This window comes from Hansschlegelia beijingensis (assembly GCF_014196425.1).
Lineage (GTDB): Bacteria > Pseudomonadota > Alphaproteobacteria > Rhizobiales > Methylopilaceae > Methylopila > Methylopila beijingensis.
This window is the reverse complement of the sequence record NZ_JACIDR010000004.1, coordinates 26,621-42,885: the sequence shown is the minus strand read 5'-3', so window position 1 is coordinate 42,885 and position 16,265 is coordinate 26,621. Positions and strand designations below refer to the sequence as shown.

Here is a 16,265-nt window from a genome sequence, read left to right as displayed (position 1 = left end):
CAGGCGGCCGGCCCCCACGGGGGCCAGGGCCGCGGGCGCGCTCACCTTCCGGTCGCGAAGTAGCTCACCAGCCGGGCGCGGATGCGCTCGGCGATCTGGGTCGCGGCGCGATCCTCGGCGTCGCGCTCGGCGCGGACGTTCGCGAAGCGCTGCAGGCCGGCGAAATAGGTCGCGGTCGCGAGCGCGTTGCCGGTGAACAGCGGGTCGATCGACCCGGCGCGCGTCAGCACGTACTGCACCGCCAGCGAGATCGTCCGCGTCTCCTGCACGTCGGTCAGCGGATCGACCACCGCCGACTGGCCGATCTCGTTGATGCTCCTCACCTCGAGCCGGTAGGCGACCGCGCCCGGGCCGGCGCCGCCCCTGAGCATGAAGATGAGCTCGTTGCGCATCTTGCCGCCGACCCGGCCCTCGATGGGCTTGACCTCGACGGTCTTGAGCGCCGCGGCGACGTCGCCGCCCCCGCCGTCCTTGGCCAGGACTCCAGGCGTGGACATGTCGCCGTAGACGGGGCGGAAGCAGCCGGCGACCAGAAGCGCCAGGCCGAAAGCCAGGCCAAGCCGGACGAAGCGCGGATCAAGCGACGACATTCACGATCCTCTGCGGCACGACGATGACCTTGCGGATCGGCTTGTCGCCGACCGCCTTCAGAACGACATCGAGTTCTCGTACCATTTTTTCGATCGTCGCGGCGTCCGCGTCGCGCGCAACCACGATCTCGTCGCGCTTCTTGCCGTTCACCTGCACCGGCAGGGTCACGGAGTCGGAGGCGAGCAGCGCCGGGTCGGCCTCCGGCCACGCCTCCTCGGCGACCAGCGTCTCATGTCCGAGCGCCGCCCAGCACTCCTCCGCCAGATGCGGCGTGAAGGGCGCGATCATCCGCACCAGGATCTCGGCCGCCTCGCGCAGCGCGAAGCGGATGTCGGCGTCCGGCTCGCGCGCGGCCTGGAGCGCCTGCCCGAGCGCGTTCGCGAGTTCGTTGGCGGCGGCGACGCAGCGGTTGAAATGGAAGCGCTCGATGCTCTCGCCGACGCGGGCGAGCGCGCCGTGCGCCGTGCGCCGCAGCGCCTCCGCCGGCGCCCCGATCTGCTCCGGCGCGGCGGCGCCGGCGGGCGCCCCGCGCTCCGCCGCCTCGTTCACGAGGCGCCACACGCGCTGGACGAAGCGGCTGGCGCCTTCGACGCCCGCCTCGGTCCAGATCACGTCGCGCTCGGGCGGGCTGTCGGACAGCATGAACCAGCGCGCGGTGTCGGCCCCGTAGGTCTCGATGATATCGTTGGGGTCGACGGTGTTCTTCTTCGACTTCGACATCTTCTCGATCGGCCCGATCTCGATCGGATCGCCGTTCGAGAGGCGCGCTGCGCGGCGCTGTCCTTCGGCCTCGCTGATCGCGATCTCGGACGGCGCGACCCACTGCCCGGACGCGTCCCGATAGGTCTCGTGGACGACCATCCCTTGCGTGAACAGGCCGGCGAACGGCTCGTCGATGCCGAGATGTCCGGTCATCTTCATCGCGCGCGTGAAGAAGCGGGAATAGAGCAGGTGCAGGATCGCGTGCTCGACGCCGCCGATATACTGGTCGACGGGAAGCCAGCGGTCCGCGACCGCCCGCTCGGTCGGGGTCGCGGCCCGCGGGGCCGTGAACCGCGCGTAATACCAGGACGAGTCCACGAAGGTGTCCATGGTGTCGGTCTCGCGCCGTGCGGGACCGCCGCAGGCCGGGCAGGAGACGTTGCGCCACGCCTCGTTGCGGTCGAGCGGATTGCCCGGCTGATCGAAGCTGACGTCCTCCGGCAGCAGGACCGGGAGCTGGTCGTCCGGGACCGGCTGCGGCCCGCAGGCCTCGCAATGGATGATCGGGATCGGGCAGCCCCAGTAGCGCTGCCGGGAGATTCCCCAGTCGCGCAGGCGCCAGTTGACCTTCCGCTCCCCGACCGGACGGTTGCCGAGCGTCGCCGCCTCGAGCCTGCGAGCGACCTCCTCCTTGGCGGCGGCGACGTCGAGACCATCGAGGAAGCGCGAGTTCACCAGCACGCCGTCGCCGTCATAGGCGGCGTCCGCGATCAGGGCCTCGGCGTCGGCGCCCGGGGGAGCGACGACCGGCTTGATCGGAAGCCCGTAAGCCCGGGCGAAATCATAGTCGCGCTGGTCGTGCGCCGGGCAGCCGAAGATCGCGCCCGTGCCGTAGTCCATGAGCACGAAATTGGCGACGTAGACCGGCAGCTCCCAACTCGGGTCGAGCGGATGGGAGGCGCGAAGGCCGGTGTCGTAGCCCTTCTTCTCCGCCGTCTCGAGCGCCGCGAGGCTCGTCCCGGCGCGCCGGCACTCCTCCACGAAGGCGTTAAGCTTCGGGTCACAGGCGGCGCAGGCCGCGGCGAGCGGGTGGTCGGCCGAGACCGCGATGAAGCTCGCCCCGAACAGCGTGTCCGGCCGGGTCGTATAGACCTCGACTTCCTTCAGCGCGCCGTCGCCATGGGCGTTTGCGAGCGCCCATCGGACCAGCATCCCTTCCGAGCGGCCGATCCAGTTCTTCTGCATGGTCCGGACCTTCTCCGGCCAGCGCGGCAGGCCGTCGAGCGCGCTCAGCAGCTCCTCGGAGAAAGCCGTGATCTTGAGGAACCACTGCGTCAGTTCGCGCTGCTCGACGAGCGCGCCCGAACGCCAGCCGCGGCCGTCGATCACCTGCTCATTGGCCAGCACGGTGTTGTCGACCGGATCCCAGTTGACCTTGGACTTCCGCCGGTAGGCGAGGCCGGCCTTCAGGAAATCCAGGAACAGCCGCTGCTGCTGCGCGTAATAGTCCGGATCGCAGGTCGCGATCTCGCGGCTCCAGTCGAGCGACAGCCCGATCGACTTGAGCTGGTTTCGCATGGTCGCGATGTTCTCGTAGGTCCACGCCTTGGGGTGGACCTTCCGCTCGATGGCGGCGTTCTCGGCCGGCAGGCCGAACGCGTCCCAGCCCATCGGATGGAGGACGTCGAAGCCCTTGGCGCGCTTGTAGCGCGCGACCACGTCGCCCATCGCGTAATTGCGGACGTGCCCCATATGGATGCGCCCGGACGGATAAGGGAACATCTCGAGCACGTAGTAGGTCGGCCGGCCGTCGGCCTCATTGGTCTGGAAGAGCTTTCGCTCGTCCCACCGGGCCTGCCACCGGGGCTCGGCCTCGCGCGCGTTGTAGCGCTCCGTCGTCATAGGTTACGCCAGGCATCCTGAAGGGTGAGCGCGCCGCGGCGATCGCCGGTCGCGAAGCGGCCGGACCTTGGCGCGAACGATTGAAACGGTCAACCGAAGAGGGTCCTGCGCGCTTGAGCGCCGCCGCGTTGCGGCTTATGCGCCACCCTCGACATGGAGATGAGCCGCGCGTGAGCACCACAGAGCCGACCGACGACGTTCCGTCCCGCCTGGCGGCGACGCTGAAGGCCATTCGCCGCGCCGAGCGCAGCGCCGGCCGCGCGGAGGGCGAGGTCACGCTGGTCGCCGTGTCGAAGACCTTCCCGGCGGACGACATCGAGCCGGCCCTCGCGGCCGGCCACCGCGCGTTCGGCGAGAACCGCGTGCAGGAGGCTAAGGCCAAGTGGCCGGGCCTCCGTGAGCGCTACCCCGACGTCGAGCTCCATCTGATCGGCCCGCTGCAGTCCAACAAGGCGGACGAGGCGGTGGCCCTGTTCGACGTCATCCACACCGTCGACCGGCCGAAGATCGCGCAGGCGCTGGCCAGCGCGATGCGGGCGCAGGGCCGCAGGCCGCGCCTGTTCGTTCAGGTCAACACCGGCGAGGAGCCCCAGAAGGCCGGCGTGCCCCCGCGGGAGGTCGACGCCTTCCTGGCCTCGTGCCGGGACGAGCACGGACTGACGTTCGAGGGGCTGATGTGCATCCCTCCGGTCGACGAGGCGCCGGCGCCGCATTTCGCGTTGCTGGACAAGCTCGCGCGACGAAACGGGCTCAAGGGCCTGTCGATGGGGATGAGCTCGGATTTCGCGGAGGCGGTCGCCCTCGGGGCGACGCATGTCCGGGTCGGCAGCGCGATCTTCGGCGCCCGGCCGAAGCCCTGACTGATCGGCGCGGGAGAGGGTCGCCGGGGTCTGAAACGCCCTCTCCCGCCCGAACAGATGCCGGTACGCATGAACCAGATCCGGCTGCGGGGACCGTCGCAAACCGCTTGCCAACCCTAATGGAGGGTCACTGCCGCAAGATATAGACGGCGCGAAGCCATCAGCCGCCACATCTGGGGAGACGTCGGCGACGGCGTCCCAGAAGGCGTCGCGTTTTGCGAATGTCGTCGCGTTTTGCGAGAGGGGCTGTCCCGCTTCGGGGCGTCAGCCGTGCTCGGCGTTCAGCGGCCGCGCTCCGGCCGCTATGCGGCGCTTCAGCTCGATCCGTTCTCTGGACGACACGCCGAGGAGATCGGCGGCCCGCCAGACGATGTTGTCCTCGATCTCGTGCACCGCGCCGTCAGCGAACACGATCTCCCACATCATCTCGACGATCTGCGCGCGGCCTGCGGCGTCCAGCGAGCGCCTGAGCACGCTCGTGAACGCGTAGAGGTCGACGGCCTCGGCCTCGCGGCTTCCGGCGGCAGCGATGAGCTCGGCCGTCTCGGCCTCGTCGAGCCCCAAATGGGACTTCAGGCTCGCGTGGAGCGCGTCGCGCTCGGCGTCCGTCACGACGCCGTCGACGCCGCTCAGATTGATCAGCAGGGCCGCCGCGGCCACGCGGTAATCGTCGACCGCGAAATGGTCGGCCTCCGGCACGCCCGCCAGATCGTGAAGAAACCTGCGGAGATTCTCGAGCACGGGGACCTCCGGCGGCTCAGCCGCTGTGGGACGCGTCGACGCTTTGCGCGCCGCGCCGGACCGTATGACCAATGTAGGTGAGGTCGGCCGCAAAACACGCATCGGCCGAGGGCGTGGTGCCGCAAGAGGGACTCGAACCCCCGACCCCGTCATTACGAATGACGTGCTCTACCAGCTGAGCTATTGCGGCGACGGCGCTCCCTCTAGCGAAACGCCGCCCGCAATGCAAGGCGAGAACCGCCTTGGCTGCATCCCGTCAGACGCCGTAGGTCGGCCGGGAGGCTGGAAAACCGCCATTATTCGCGGCGTCGCCGGTTTCCGCTCCGTTCGGACCTGGATCATCCGGCGCGCGCGCAAGCGGAAACACCGCCTGCGTCGGCCGTGCGCCGCGGCCCTTCGCCCCGTCCGGAGCCACGACGACCGTCGAGGCCGGCGCGACCTGCTTGGGCTCGTTCTTGGCCTGCGGCGGCGGCTCCGCGGCGGCGTCGATCAGCACGGGCATCGAGCGCGGCAGGGGCTCGGCGGCAGGCGCGATCGTCGCAGGCGGCGGCGGGGGAGGAGGCGGCGGCTCGTCCAGCCAGGCGTCCGCGGCGAGCTTCGGCCGGGCCTCCTCGACAGGCGTCCTCCACACGAAGGCGTCGAGCCGGCCGGTGACCGGGGAGATCGGCGCCCAGGTCTCGCTGGCGACCCCGTCGGCGACCCACGCAGGATCGCGCGGCGCACGAAGCGCGCGGCCGAGCCATTCGCGGGCGCGGCCGGCGTCGCCGTTCTTCACGTCCTCGAGCTCCGCCATCAGCATGCAGGCTCGCGCGGTGGGGCGGACCGAGAGCAGCTTGCCGACGGCCTCGCTCGCCGTCTCGAACTCGCGGGCCGCGAGCGCCGCCCGCGCCACCGCGATCAGACCCTCGGGATCGTCGCCGGAGCGTTCCGCGAGCGCCCTGGCGCGCTTGAGCTTGTCGCGGGCCGAGTTGCCTGTGCGGACGTGGACATAGACCTCGGCGAGATCCGGATGGGTCGCCTTCGCCCAGGTGGTTTCGACGATCTTCATCGCCTTGCGGACCTCGCCCTGCTCGGCGAGCAACCGGGCGGCGAGCGCCGCGGCGGGCGTGAAGTCCGGCGCGAGCCCGTGCGCCTCGCGCGCCCGCCGGATGGCGAGCGGCACGTCGCCGGACGAATCCATCGCCTGCGCGGTCAGCAGCACCGCGCGCCGGCGGCGCGTCTCGGTCTTGTCGACCAGCTTGTTCGCGCTCAGCCGCTCGAGCGTCGCAAGCGCGCCGGCCCAGTCCCGTTCGGCGCACTGGAAGTCGAACAGCGCCTGGCCGGCCCAGGGAGTCTCGGGCGACTGGCGGGCGGCGTCCTCGGCGATCGCCCTGGCGGCGACCAGGTCGCCCCTGCGCTCCGCCTCCACATACAGGCCGCGAAGGCCGAGCGAGCGGGTCTCGGGCTGGTCGGTCATGGCGCGGAAGGCGGCCTCCGCGCCCGGACGGTCGCCGGAGAGCTGGGCCGCCTGCGCGGCGAGGACCAGCGTCAGCGGCTCCTTGCCGAGCAGCCGGCGGGCTTCGTTGGCCTCGCGCCCGGCGCGGCGAGCGTCGCCGGTTCCGACCGCCACGACGCCGCGCGTGATCGCGTCATAGCCCTTGGCGCGCCTCCGGTTCCGCCGGAACAGCGCGAACGCCTCCGGCCCCGCGAGGATCCAGCGCATGACGTTCCAGAGCACGACCGCCGCGCAGGCCACCGCCGCCACGAAGGCGACGGCCGCCGCGACGCTGGTCTCGATGCGATAGCCCTGCCAGTCGATCATCAGATCGCCCGGACGATCGGCGACCCAGATCGCTCCGAGGGCGAACAGTCCGACGAGGGCGAGATAGAGCAGAACGCGAACCATGATCTTCCGCCCTTACTCGGTCGCCGACAGGCGGGCGAGCGCGGCCGCGCGCGCCCCCTCCACGGCCTTCTCGGCGGCGATGCGCGCCGTCGCCTTCTCGGCCCAGCCAGCGGTCGCCGCCTGCGCCTCCTGATCGAGACCCTGCCGCGCCGCCAGGGCCTGTTCGACATCGCCGGCCGCCGCAAGCGCCGCTACCCGCGCGCGCGGGTTCTCGGTCGCGGAGCCGGCGTCCTTCGGGGTCACCTTCACGACCGACCCCGCGCTCGCGACGAACTTGTCGAACAGCGAAGCCGATTCGGCGGGCTTCTCCGCGGGAAGCTGGGCCATGATCCCGGACAGTTCCTTCGCCAGAGCCTGCCGGGTCGGAACCCCGGAGGCCGCGAACGCGTCAAGCGCCGTGAGCTCGCCGTTCGACGTCGAGGTCTTCACCGCCTCGAGCTCCGCCGCGAAAGGCCGCCCGGCGTCGAGCGCCTGCTCGAGCGCGCCGAGCGCCACCACGCTGCGGGCCGCGGGATCGCCCGCCGGCCGCGCCTTGAGGGCGCCTTCCACCGAAGCCACGCGTCCGTCGAGAGGCTTCACCGCCTCCGCGACCGTCTCCGGCACCTTCGCGGTCAAGGCTTCGAGCTGCTCTGCGGTCGCGAGCTTGTCGAGGCGGCCGCCGAGCGCGGCGACCCGTCCGTCGAGATCAGAGATCCGCCCGTCGAGGTCGGTGACGCGCTTGTCGAGCCCCGCGACGGCGTCCACGGCCGAGCCGCGCTGCTCGACCGCTTCGAGGCGGCTGGCGAGCGCGGCGACGGCGGACTGGTCGCCGCCCTGCGGCGACGATTCGACCTTGGCCGTCAGCTCGGCGACCTGCTTCTCCAGCGCCTCGGCCCGGGCGTTGGTCGCCTCGATCGTCTTGCCGACCTCGGCGAGCCTCTCGTCCGTCGCGCCGGCGTCGCCCGCCGGCGGGGCGCTCTGGCCGGCGCGGTCACGCAGCGCCGCGACCTCGCCGCCAAGGGCGTCGAGCTTGCTTTCCGCGGCGGCGACACGCGCGTCGTCGGGCTGGACGGCAGGGATGAGGTCACGGCCGAACAGCGCGATCGTCGCCACCGCGAGCGCCGCTCCGCCGAGCATCGCGAAGATCACGCCCAGCACGCCCATCCCGCGTGAGCGGGTCGCGGCCGGCGGAGCGCTCGCGGGCCGGCCGGGCGCCGAGCTCCCGAACCGGGGCGAGGATGGTCCGGACGCAGCGGCGCCCTTCGCGGCGACCGACGGTCCCGACGGGGAGGCGCCCTGCGATCCCGAGGGCGCGCCCGCTGCTGACCCCGAGGGGGAGCTCGACGCCGTCGCCGGCTTGCCCGCGGCGGACTGCGGCGAACCAGAAGGCGCGCTGGCCGGGGCGGGGCCGGAGGGCGAAGCGGTCTTGGCGTCAGCGGCCGGCGAAGCCGCGGCGCCCGCGGCCGGCTTTGCGGCGACGCCCGCCGCGGTCGCGGGATTCGCGGCCGGCTTCCCGGCCGCGCTCGTCGGGCTCGCGGGCGAACTCGGGGATGAGGCCGGGCTCGGGGACGCGGCGGCGGGCTTCGCGGCCGCCGGCCCGGCGGGCGCAGCGACAGGCTTGGCCGGCTCGGCGGCGGGCTTCGGCGCCTCGGCGGCCGGCTTGGGCGCGGCGGTCTTGGCCGCCTCGGACGTGGATGAGCCGGATGACGCGGCGGGCTTCGGCTTCGGCGTCAGATCGGTGGCCGAGAGGTTGAGCGTCTGGGGCTTCGGCCGAGCTCCCGGCCCGCTCCTGCCGCTCTGTCCGCTCCCAGGTCCCTTCGGGTCCGCCATTGGCCGTTCCTTGCGATGCGAGAAGGGGCCGCCGGCCGACGACCCGCTGTCCTAATTAGACCGGCCGCCCCCGGAAGGCGAGGCTCCGGCCGCAAACGTCTCGAGCGCCCGCAGCAGCGCGGGCTCATCGAGCTGGGCCGCGACCGCCACCCGCTCGCAGCCCGCGAGCCGGACCGCCCCGGCGACGCGTTCCGACAGAGCCGCATGGCCCAGCGCGCGGACCTGTTCGGCGAAGCCGGCCGCCGCCGACAGCGTCAGGAAGGTTTCGGCGATTCGCCGCGAATGATGCAGCACGACGTCGACAGCCCCGGCGGCCAACGCCGACGCGGCGGCGGCGGGCAGCGTGGTCGCGGCCACGGCGCGGTAGAGCTCGATCACGGTGACGTCATGCCCATGCTCCGCGAGGGCGCCGGCGACGTCGAACGCCCGGTCGGCGCCCGCGGCGTGCAGGAAGCGCGACGGCTCGGGAAACACCCTGCGGGTCTCGACCACCAGGGAGCGGCCGTCGCCGTCCGCGACGTGCACGATCTCGAATCCGGCCTCCCGCCCCGCCTCCGCGGTGCGGTCGCCGACCGCGACCAGCGGAAGCCGCGACAGGGCGTCGATCTCCGGCCTCCGGGCGAGCTTCCGCACGCCGTTGGCGCTGGTGGCGAGAACCGCGTGATAATCCGTCCCGGGGATCGCGGAGGGGATTTCCTCGATCGTCAGGACAGGCGCGACGATTGGCGTGTGGCCGAGCCGCCCGAGCGCGCTGGCTGTGCGGACGGCGGCGCGTTCCGGCCTGAGCACGAGGACGTTCACGGCCGCGTCAGCCGAACGCGGCCAGCAGATCGGCGGGAGCGCGCGACCTGACGTCCTCGCCCGCCGCCGCGCCGAGCGCCGCCGCGTCGGACGCGGCGCCTTCGCGCGTCGCCTCCACGGCGCGCGCGCCGTCGACGGACAGCACCATCCCGCGGAACGACAGAGTGTCCCCGTTCACCCGGGCCAGCCCGGCGATCGGGGTTCGGCACGAGCCGTCCAGAACCGTGAGGAATGCGCGCTCGCAGATCAGCGCGGCGGCGGTCGCCGGACAGTCGAGCTTCGCGAGCGCCTCGCGCGTGGCTGCGTCCCCGGCGCGCGCCGTGACCGCGATCGCGCCTTGGCCGAGCGCCGGCGGAAACGTCTCCGCGTCCATGATCTCGGTCGCGTGCCGCTCGAGCCCCAGGCGCGTGAGGCCGGCGAGCGCCAGCAGCGTCGCGTCGACCTCGCCGCTGGCGAGCTTCTCCAGACGGCTGTGCACGTTGCCCCGGAACGTCACCACCTTCAGGTCCGGCCGCCGTCGGCGAACCAGCGCCCCGCGACGCAGCGACGCCGTGCCCACCACGGCGCCCTCACGAAGGGCGTCGAGCGTGGGGGCCGAGCCGCCGATCAGCACGTCGCGAACGTCCGCGCGGGGCAGCGTGGCCGCCAGTTCCGTTCCCTCGGCGAGCGCGGTCGGGAGATCCTTCGCGGAATGCACGGAGAGATCGACGCGCCCGTCGAGCAGCGCCTCGTCGATCTCCTTGACGAACAGGCCCTTGCCGCCGGCTTCGCTGAGCGGCCGGTCCTGGATCGCGTCTCCGGTGGTGCGGATCACGACGATCTCGACGGCGTCCGGCGCGAGCCCCCAGGCCTCGATCAGCCCGTCCCGCACGCGATGCGCCTGCCACAGCGCGAGCGGACTGCCGCGGGTGCCGATGCGAAACGTCTGGCTCATGCCCTAGAGAAGCTCCATTGCGGGCGCCCGATGGGCGCGGCCGGGGGCTTGGTAGCGCGATCCTTCGTCTCCCGCTATGTCTCCCGCTGTCCCTTCCCGAATATGAGGCGTCATGCTGGTTCTCGGCCTGGAAACCACTTGCGATGAAACCGCCGCGTCCATCGTCCGGCGGGGGGGCGACGGCCCCGGGGAAATCCTCTCGAATGTGGTTCGGGCTCAGGTCGAGGAGCACGCGGCGTTCGGCGGCGTGGTGCCGGAGATCGCCGCCCGGGCGCATGTCGAGGCGCTGGACGGCGTGCTGTCCGCCGCCCTGTCGCGGGCCGGAGTGACGCTGCGCGATCTGGACGGCGTGGCCGCCGCCGCAGGGCCGGGCCTCGTGGGCGGCGTCATCGTCGGGCTCACTGCGGCCAAGGCGCTCGCGGTGGTGGCGGAGAAGCCCTTCATCGCCGTCAACCATCTCGAGGCGCACGCGCTGACCGCCCGGCTCACCGACGGGATCGCCTTCCCCTACCTGCTGCTGCTGGCGTCCGGAGGCCACACGCAACTGCTCGCCGTGCTGGGCGTCGGCCGTTACGTGCGGCTGGGCACGACCCTCGACGACGCGCTCGGAGAGGCGTTCGACAAGGTCGCGAAGATGCTGGATCTCGGCTATCCGGGCGGACCCGAGGTCGAGCGGCGCGCCGAGACCGGCGACCCGGAGCGCTTCGCCTTTCCGAGACCGATGTTCGGGCGGGCGGAGCCGAACTTCTCGCTCTCCGGCCTCAAGACCGCCGTCCGCCTCGAGGCGGAGCGTGTCGCGCCGCTCTCGGCGCAGGACGTCGACGATCTCTGCGCCAGCTTCCAGGCCGCCGTGGCCGACGTCGTCGCCAACCGGGTCCGCGTCGCGTTCCGGATGTTCTGCGAGCGCCATGGCGCGCCGAGCGCGATCGTGGTCGCCGGCGGCGTGGCGGCGAACGGCCAGATCCGGCGGGCCCTCCAGAGGGTGTCGAGCGAGATGGGCGCGCGGCTGGTGGCGCCCCCACTTGCGCTCTGCGGCGACAATGGCGCGATGATCGCGTGGGCCGGCGCCGAGCGCCTCGCGCTTGGGCTCGAGGACGATCTCTCCTTCGCGCCGCGGCCGCGTTGGCCGCTCGATCTCGCGGCGGCCGCGCCGGGAGCCAAGGCGTGAAGGTCGCGGTCGTCGGAGCCGGCGCCTGGGGCACCGCCCTCGCCAATGTCGCCGCGGAGGCCACCGGCGAGCTCACGCCGCTGATCGGCCGCGATCCGGGACGCATGGCGGAGATCGCGCGCGACCGGACCAACGCCGCGCGCCTGCCCAACATCCCGCTTCACAAGGGCGTCTACCCGACCGCTGACAAGACCACGCTCGCGGACGCGGGCGTCGTGCTGATGGTCGTGCCGACCCAGACGCTGCGCGCCGTGGCGACCGAGATCGCCGCGCTGGTGTCGCCGGAGTCGGTGGTCGTCAGCGGCTGCAAGGGCGTCGAGAAGGGCACCCTGGCCCTGCCCCACATCGTGCTCGAGGAGGCGCTGCCCGGCTCCCGGCGCGCGCTGCTGTCCGGCCCGAGCTTCGCGGAGGACGTGGCGCTCGGCCTGCCGACCGCCGTCACGCTCGCCTCGGCCGACGAGGCGGCCGCAGCGCTTGTCTGCGAGGCGCTCGCGACGCGCTCCTTCAGGCCTTACCGCTCGACCGACATCGTCGGGGCGGCGCTCGGCGGCGCGGCCAAGAACGTGCTCGCGATCGCGGCCGGCGCAGTGGCGGGCCGCGGCCTCGGCGCGAGCGCCGTCGCCGCGATGGTGGCCCGCGGGTTCGCCGAGCTTGGCCGGCTCGGCCTGGCGCTCGGCGCCCGGCCGGAGACGCTCGCCGGCCTCTCCGGCCTCGGCGACCTCGTGCTCACGGCCTCATCCACCCAATCCCGCAACTTCTCGCTCGGGCTGGCGCTCGGGCGCGGGGAGCCCCCTCCGAACAAACTCGCCGAAGGCGCGGCGACCGTCGAGGCGCTGGTGGCGCTCGCCGCCGAACATGGCGTCGAGATGCCGATCTCCACGGCGGTGGCCGAGGTCCTCGCCGGACGCGTCAGCGTGGGAGCGGCCGTCGCCGGACTGCTCGCCCGGCCGCTCAAGTCCGAGATCTGAACGATGGCCTACTGGTTGTTCAAATCCGAGCCCGCCGCATGGTCGTGGGACCAGCAGAAGGCCGCGGGCGCGGCCGGGACCGAATGGACCGGCGTGCGCAACTACCTCGCCCGCAACAACATGCGGGCGATGAAGATCGGCGACCGCGGGTTCTTCTATCACTCCAACGAGGGCAAGGAGATCGTCGGCGTCGTCGAGGTCGCGAAGCTCGCCCATCCGGATTCCACGGCCGACAATCCCACCTGGGAATGCGTCGACATCCGCGCCGTGACGGACATGCCCACGCCCGTGACGCTGGCGGCCGTGAAGGCCAACCCGAAGCTCGCCGGGATGGCTCTGGTCACGTCCATGCGGCTTTCGGTCCAGCCGGTCACCGAGGCGGAGTGGGCCGAGGTCTGCCACATGGGCGGGCTGGCCGAGACAGCGTGAGCGCGCCGACGGATCGCGCGGCCTTCATCCGGGGCAACACGACGCTGCGACCCGTCCCGCACGCGCCCGAGATCATGCTCCATGTGGCCGACGAGGCCGTGCCGCTCTGGTCGAAAACCGAGGAGGAGCTGGCTCAGGCCCGGCTTCCGCCGCCGTTCTGGGCGTTCGCCTGGGCAGGCGGCCAGGCGCTGGCGCGGCATGTGCTCGATCATCCGCCGAGCGTCGCCGGGCGACGGGTTCTGGACGTCGGCTCGGGTTCCGGGCTGGTGGCGATCGCCGCGATGAAGGCCGGCGCGGCTTCGGTGACGGCGGCGGACCCCGATCCGTTCGCCCGCGCGGCGATGATGCTGAACGCCGCGGCCAACGGCGTCCGGGTGACGCCGCTCGCCGACGACCCGATCGGCGGCGCGGCCGGCGCCTTCGAGGTCGTTCTGGTCGGCGACCTGTTCTATGAGCGCGACCTCGCGGCGCGGCTGATCGACTGGCTGGAGCGGTGCGCGGCCGGCGGCGCCGAGATTCTGGTCGGCGACCCAGGGCGGAGCTACCTGCCCCGCGACAGGCTTCAGGCGGTCGCCGAGTACACGGTTCCGGTCAGCCGCGATCTCGAGGATTCCGAGATCAAGCGCACGACGGTCTGGCGGCTCGCGCGCTTCGGAAGCTGAGCGCGCGTTCTCCGCCAAACTGCCGAGAGCGGCGGCTTGTAGGGCCTCCGGGACGCGTCCTAAACTGGCCGCAGCCCGCCCGGAGAGCGGGCGCATGACTACGCTTGGGAGCGAGCGCTATGTCCGACAAAGTCCATCCCGTGCCGGAAGGCTGGGCGAAGCGCGCCTACATCGACAAGGCGCGCTACGAGGCGGATTATCGCCGCTCCGTCGAGGATCCGGAAGGATACTGGGGCGAGATCGGCAAACGCGTCGACTGGATCAAGCCGTTCTCGAAGGTGAAGAACACCTCGTTCGCGCCCGGCAACGTCTCGATCCGCTGGTACGAGGACGGGACGCTCAACGTCTCGGCCAACTGCATCGACCGCCATCTCGCGACCCGCGGCGACCAGACCGCGATCCTCTGGGAAGGCGACGACCCGGCGGACTCCCGGGCGATCACCTATCGCGAGCTTCACGAGCAGGTCTGCCGGTTCGCGAACGCCCTCAAGGCGCGCGGCGTCAAGAAGGGCGACCGGGTCACGATCTACCTGCCGATGATCCCCGAGGCCGCCTATGCGATGCTCGCCTGCGCGCGCATCGGCGCGATCCACTCCATCGTCTTCGGCGGTTTCTCGCCCGACAGCCTGGCGGGCCGGATCGAGGGCTGCGAGTCGCGCTGCCTGATCACCGCCGACGAGGGCCTGCGCGGCGGCCGCAAGGTTCCGCTCAAGGCCAACGCCGACGCCGCGATCGAGAAGGCGGGCGGCGTCGACACGGTTTTCGTGGTCACCCGGACCGGGGCGGACGTGCCCATGGTCGAGGGCCGTGACGTCCGCTACGAAGACGCGATCGCGGCGGCCTCCCCGGAATGCGAGCCGGAGGAGATGAACGCCGAGGATCCGCTGTTCATCCTCTACACGTCGGGCTCGACCGGCAAGCCGAAGGGCGTCCTGCACACGACCGGCGGCTATCTGGTCTTCGCGTCCTTCACGCACCAGCTCATCTTCGACTACCACGACGGCGACGTTTACTGGTGCACGGCGGACGTCGGCTGGGTCACCGGGCACTCGTACATCGTCTATGGTCCGCTCGCGAACGGCGCGACCACGCTGATGTTCGAGGGCGTTCCGAACTATCCGTCCACCTCCCGCTTCTGGGAGGTCGTCGACAAGCACAAGGTCAACATCTTCTACACCGCGCCGACCGCGATCCGCGCCCTGATGGGCGGCGGCGAGGGCCCGGTGAAGAAGACCTCGCGGGAGAGCCTGCGCCTGCTCGGCTCGGTCGGCGAGCCGATCAACCCGGAAGCCTGGGAGTGGTACTACCGGGTCGTCGGCGACAGCCGCTGCCCGATCGTCGACACTTGGTGGCAGACCGAGACCGGCGGCATCCTGATCACCCCCCTGCCCGGCGCGACCGACCTCAAGCCCGGCTCGGCGACCAAGCCGTTCTTCGGAATCCGGCCTGAGCTCGTCGACGCCGAGGGCAAGCCGCTGGAGGGAGCGGCGGAGGGCAATCTGGTCATCGCCGACAGCTGGCCGGGCCAGATGCGCACCGTCTATGGCGACCACAAGCGCTTCGAGGAGACCTATTTCTCCACCTACCCCAACAAGTACTTCACCGGCGACGGCTGCCGGCGCGACGCCGACGGCTATTACTGGATCACCGGCCGCGTCGACGACGTCATCAACGTCTCGGGCCACCGCATGGGGACCGCCGAGGTCGAGAGCTCGCTGGTCGCGCATGAGAAGGTGTCGGAGGCGGCGGTCGTCGGCTATCCGCACGACGTGAAGGGCCAGGGCATCTACGCCTATGTCACGCTGATGGCGGGCGTCGAGGGCACCGAGGACCTCAAGAAGGAGCTGGTCGCCTGGGTCCGGAAGGACATCGGCCCGATCGCGTCTCCGGACCTGATCCAGTTCGCGCCGGGCCTGCCGAAGACGCGCTCGGGCAAGATCATGCGCCGCATCCTGCGCAAGATCGCCGAGGACGAGTTCGCGGCGCTGGGCGACACCTCGACGCTGGCCGACCCGGGCGTCGTCGACGACCTGATCGAGCATCGGCAGAACCGGCGGACGGGCGAAGCGGCGGCCTGAGCCCCGCGGCTCCCGCCCCTGGGAGCCGCATCCCCCAGGCCGCGGCTCCCGAAGCTCAGCACCAGCCCGCGCGGCGGCCCCCCTCATAGGGCCGGGCATGGCCGTCGGCGAGCAGGGCCTCGGCGACGTCTCCGGCGCCGCTCGCCACACGCGCCACCACCCGGCCGAAATACTTGTCGGCCTCGACGTCGGTCAGCGTCAGCGGACGGCCGTCCACGAGCTTCCGCAAGGCGCGGGTCGCGGCCTCCGCCGCCGCCTTCTCGGCCGCGCAGCGACCGCGGCGCTCAGGCGCGTCGATCCCGGCGAGCCGCACGCGCGTGACGATCTCCTGTCCCGGAAACACCGTCACCCGCGCCTCGAACGTGTCGCCGTCGAGCACGGAGAGCGCGGTCGCGCGGAACCCTTGCGGCGGCGATCGTACCTCCGGCGCCGAAGGGGGGACTTCGCGGCCCTCGCCCTTCACCTGCGCCGCAACGGCGATCGCCACGCCGAGGCAGACGCCCGCGCCCAGATCGGCGAGGCGCTGCGCAGACCAGCGGCGGCGAGGCGAAAAGAAGAACATGATCCTATAAGGCGTCCATGATCTCGACAAGTAAAGGATTATCTTCCGTACTGTACAAATCATTGCGCGAAGCCACGCAAACTCGCGCGCCGGCTAAACCGGGCGTTCAGCGCCGCATGCTCTAAGGGGCGCTCAGTGTTTGACAGGCCTGCGCGACCGCAGGCGGGCGCTCG

Annotated in this window: 15 protein-coding genes and 1 tRNA gene; 7 read left to right on the top strand and 9 right to left on the bottom strand. The window is 71.9% G+C overall.

Annotation, left to right across the window (positions count from 1 at the left end; translation table 11 throughout):
- Positions 1 to 41 precede the first annotated feature (41 nt).
- Complete coding sequence (lptE, locus tag GGR24_RS12640) at positions 42 to 590, bottom strand: LPS assembly lipoprotein LptE (protein ID WP_183395738.1); 549 nt, start codon at positions 588 to 590, stop codon at positions 42 to 44.
- Entirely contained in the window at positions 577 to 3,195 is a 2,619-nt protein-coding gene (gene leuS, locus GGR24_RS12635; protein WP_183395737.1) for a leucine--tRNA ligase, read from the bottom strand. The genes lptE and leuS overlap by 14 nt, the downstream gene beginning before the upstream one ends.
- A 170-nt stretch (positions 3,196 to 3,365) precedes the next feature.
- Between leuS and GGR24_RS12630 the strand changes: the two genes are divergently transcribed.
- Complete coding sequence (locus GGR24_RS12630; RefSeq protein ID WP_428978228.1) at positions 3,366 to 4,055, top strand: YggS family pyridoxal phosphate-dependent enzyme; 690 nt, start codon at positions 3,366 to 3,368, stop codon at positions 4,053 to 4,055.
- A gap of 264 nt (positions 4,056 to 4,319) precedes the next feature.
- Here the strand turns inward: GGR24_RS12630 and GGR24_RS12625 are convergent, their stop codons facing one another.
- From GGR24_RS12625 to GGR24_RS12610, 4 genes are all read right to left on the bottom strand, one after another.
- A complete protein-coding gene (locus tag GGR24_RS12625) occupies positions 4,320 to 4,796 on the bottom strand; it encodes a TerB family tellurite resistance protein (RefSeq protein ID WP_183395736.1) in 477 nt (158 codons plus the stop codon).
- A 114-nt stretch (positions 4,797 to 4,910) separates the two neighbouring features.
- Positions 4,911 to 4,986 (bottom strand) — tRNA-Thr (locus tag GGR24_RS12620).
- Positions 4,987 to 5,052: 66 nt separating this feature from the next.
- Positions 5,053 to 6,681 carry a heme biosynthesis protein HemY gene (locus tag GGR24_RS12615; RefSeq protein ID WP_183395735.1) on the bottom strand — a complete coding sequence of 543 codons (1,629 nt, stop codon included), beginning with the start codon at positions 6,679 to 6,681 and terminating at the stop codon, positions 5,053 to 5,055.
- Positions 6,682 to 6,693: 12 nt separating this feature from the next.
- Entirely contained in the window at positions 6,694 to 7,773 is a 1,080-nt protein-coding gene (locus GGR24_RS12610) for a COG4223 family protein (RefSeq protein ID WP_183395734.1), read from the bottom strand.
- On the opposite strand from GGR24_RS12610, the gene GGR24_RS12605 reads away from it, so the two are divergent.
- A complete protein-coding gene (locus GGR24_RS12605; protein WP_183395733.1) occupies positions 7,739 to 8,545 on the top strand; it encodes a hypothetical protein in 807 nt (268 codons plus the stop codon). The genes GGR24_RS12610 and GGR24_RS12605 overlap by 35 nt on opposite strands.
- Here GGR24_RS12605 and GGR24_RS12600 read toward each other — a convergent pair.
- Together GGR24_RS12600 and hemC are read right to left on the bottom strand one after the other, a co-directional pair.
- Positions 8,542 to 9,291, bottom strand: coding sequence for a uroporphyrinogen-III synthase (locus GGR24_RS12600; RefSeq protein ID WP_183395732.1), 750 nt, complete (start codon positions 9,289 to 9,291; stop codon positions 8,542 to 8,544). The two genes, GGR24_RS12605 and GGR24_RS12600, sit on opposite strands and share 4 nt — an antisense overlap.
- Before the next feature lie 7 nt (positions 9,292 to 9,298).
- A complete protein-coding gene (gene hemC, locus GGR24_RS12595) occupies positions 9,299 to 10,225 on the bottom strand; it encodes a hydroxymethylbilane synthase (protein ID WP_183395731.1) in 927 nt (308 codons plus the stop codon).
- Positions 10,226 to 10,337: 112 nt separating this feature from the next.
- On the opposite strand from hemC, the gene tsaD reads away from it, so the two are divergent.
- The 5 genes from tsaD to acs all read left to right on the top strand — a co-directional run bounded on the left by tsaD (position 10,338) and on the right by acs (position 15,530).
- Positions 10,338 to 11,393, top strand: coding sequence for a tRNA (adenosine(37)-N6)-threonylcarbamoyltransferase complex transferase subunit TsaD (gene tsaD, locus GGR24_RS12590; protein WP_183395730.1), 1,056 nt, complete (start codon positions 10,338 to 10,340; stop codon positions 11,391 to 11,393).
- Positions 11,390 to 12,361 (top strand): NAD(P)H-dependent glycerol-3-phosphate dehydrogenase, encoded by a 972-nt coding sequence (locus tag GGR24_RS12585; protein ID WP_183395729.1) that lies wholly within the window; start codon positions 11,390 to 11,392, stop codon positions 12,359 to 12,361. The genes tsaD and GGR24_RS12585 overlap by 4 nt, the downstream gene beginning before the upstream one ends.
- Positions 12,362 to 12,364: 3 nt before the next feature.
- The gene (locus GGR24_RS17680) at positions 12,365 to 12,790 is read left to right on the top strand and encodes an EVE domain-containing protein (RefSeq protein WP_246398408.1); all 426 of its coding nucleotides are present in this window, start codon (positions 12,365 to 12,367) and stop codon (positions 12,788 to 12,790) included.
- Complete coding sequence (locus GGR24_RS12580) at positions 12,787 to 13,452, top strand: class I SAM-dependent methyltransferase (protein ID WP_343066251.1); 666 nt, start codon at positions 12,787 to 12,789, stop codon at positions 13,450 to 13,452. Before GGR24_RS17680 ends, GGR24_RS12580 begins: the two co-directional genes overlap by 4 nt.
- A 119-nt stretch (positions 13,453 to 13,571) precedes the next feature.
- Positions 13,572 to 15,530, top strand: coding sequence for an acetate--CoA ligase (gene acs, locus GGR24_RS12575; RefSeq protein WP_183395727.1), 1,959 nt, complete (start codon positions 13,572 to 13,574; stop codon positions 15,528 to 15,530).
- A 55-nt stretch (positions 15,531 to 15,585) separates the two neighbouring features.
- On the opposite strand, the gene GGR24_RS17485 is transcribed toward acs, so the two are convergent.
- Positions 15,586 to 16,092 (bottom strand): thermonuclease family protein, encoded by a 507-nt coding sequence (locus GGR24_RS17485; protein ID WP_210286184.1) that lies wholly within the window; start codon positions 16,090 to 16,092, stop codon positions 15,586 to 15,588.
- Positions 16,093 to 16,265: the final 173 nt, after the last annotated feature.

Coding starts and splice junctions, on each gene's coding strand:
- lptE (WP_183395738.1), bottom strand. CDS start 590: ATGTCGTCGCTTGATCCGCGCTTCGTCCGGCTTGGCCTGGCTTTCGGC.
- leuS (WP_183395737.1), bottom strand. CDS start 3,195: ATGACGACGGAGCGCTACAACGCGCGCGAGGCCGAGCCCCGGTGGCAG.
- GGR24_RS12615 (WP_183395735.1), bottom strand. CDS start 6,681: ATGGTTCGCGTTCTGCTCTATCTCGCCCTCGTCGGACTGTTCGCCCTC.
- GGR24_RS12605 (WP_183395733.1), top strand. CDS start 7,739: ATGAGGTCACGGCCGAACAGCGCGATCGTCGCCACCGCGAGCGCCGCT.
- hemC (WP_183395731.1), bottom strand. CDS start 10,225: ATGAGCCAGACGTTTCGCATCGGCACCCGCGGCAGTCCGCTCGCGCTG.
- tsaD (WP_183395730.1), top strand. CDS start 10,338: ATGCTGGTTCTCGGCCTGGAAACCACTTGCGATGAAACCGCCGCGTCC.
- GGR24_RS17680 (WP_246398408.1), top strand. CDS start 12,365: ATGGCCTACTGGTTGTTCAAATCCGAGCCCGCCGCATGGTCGTGGGAC.
- acs (WP_183395727.1), top strand. CDS start 13,572: ATGTCCGACAAAGTCCATCCCGTGCCGGAAGGCTGGGCGAAGCGCGCC.
- GGR24_RS17485 (WP_210286184.1), bottom strand. CDS start 16,092: ATGTTCTTCTTTTCGCCTCGCCGCCGCTGGTCTGCGCAGCGCCTCGCC.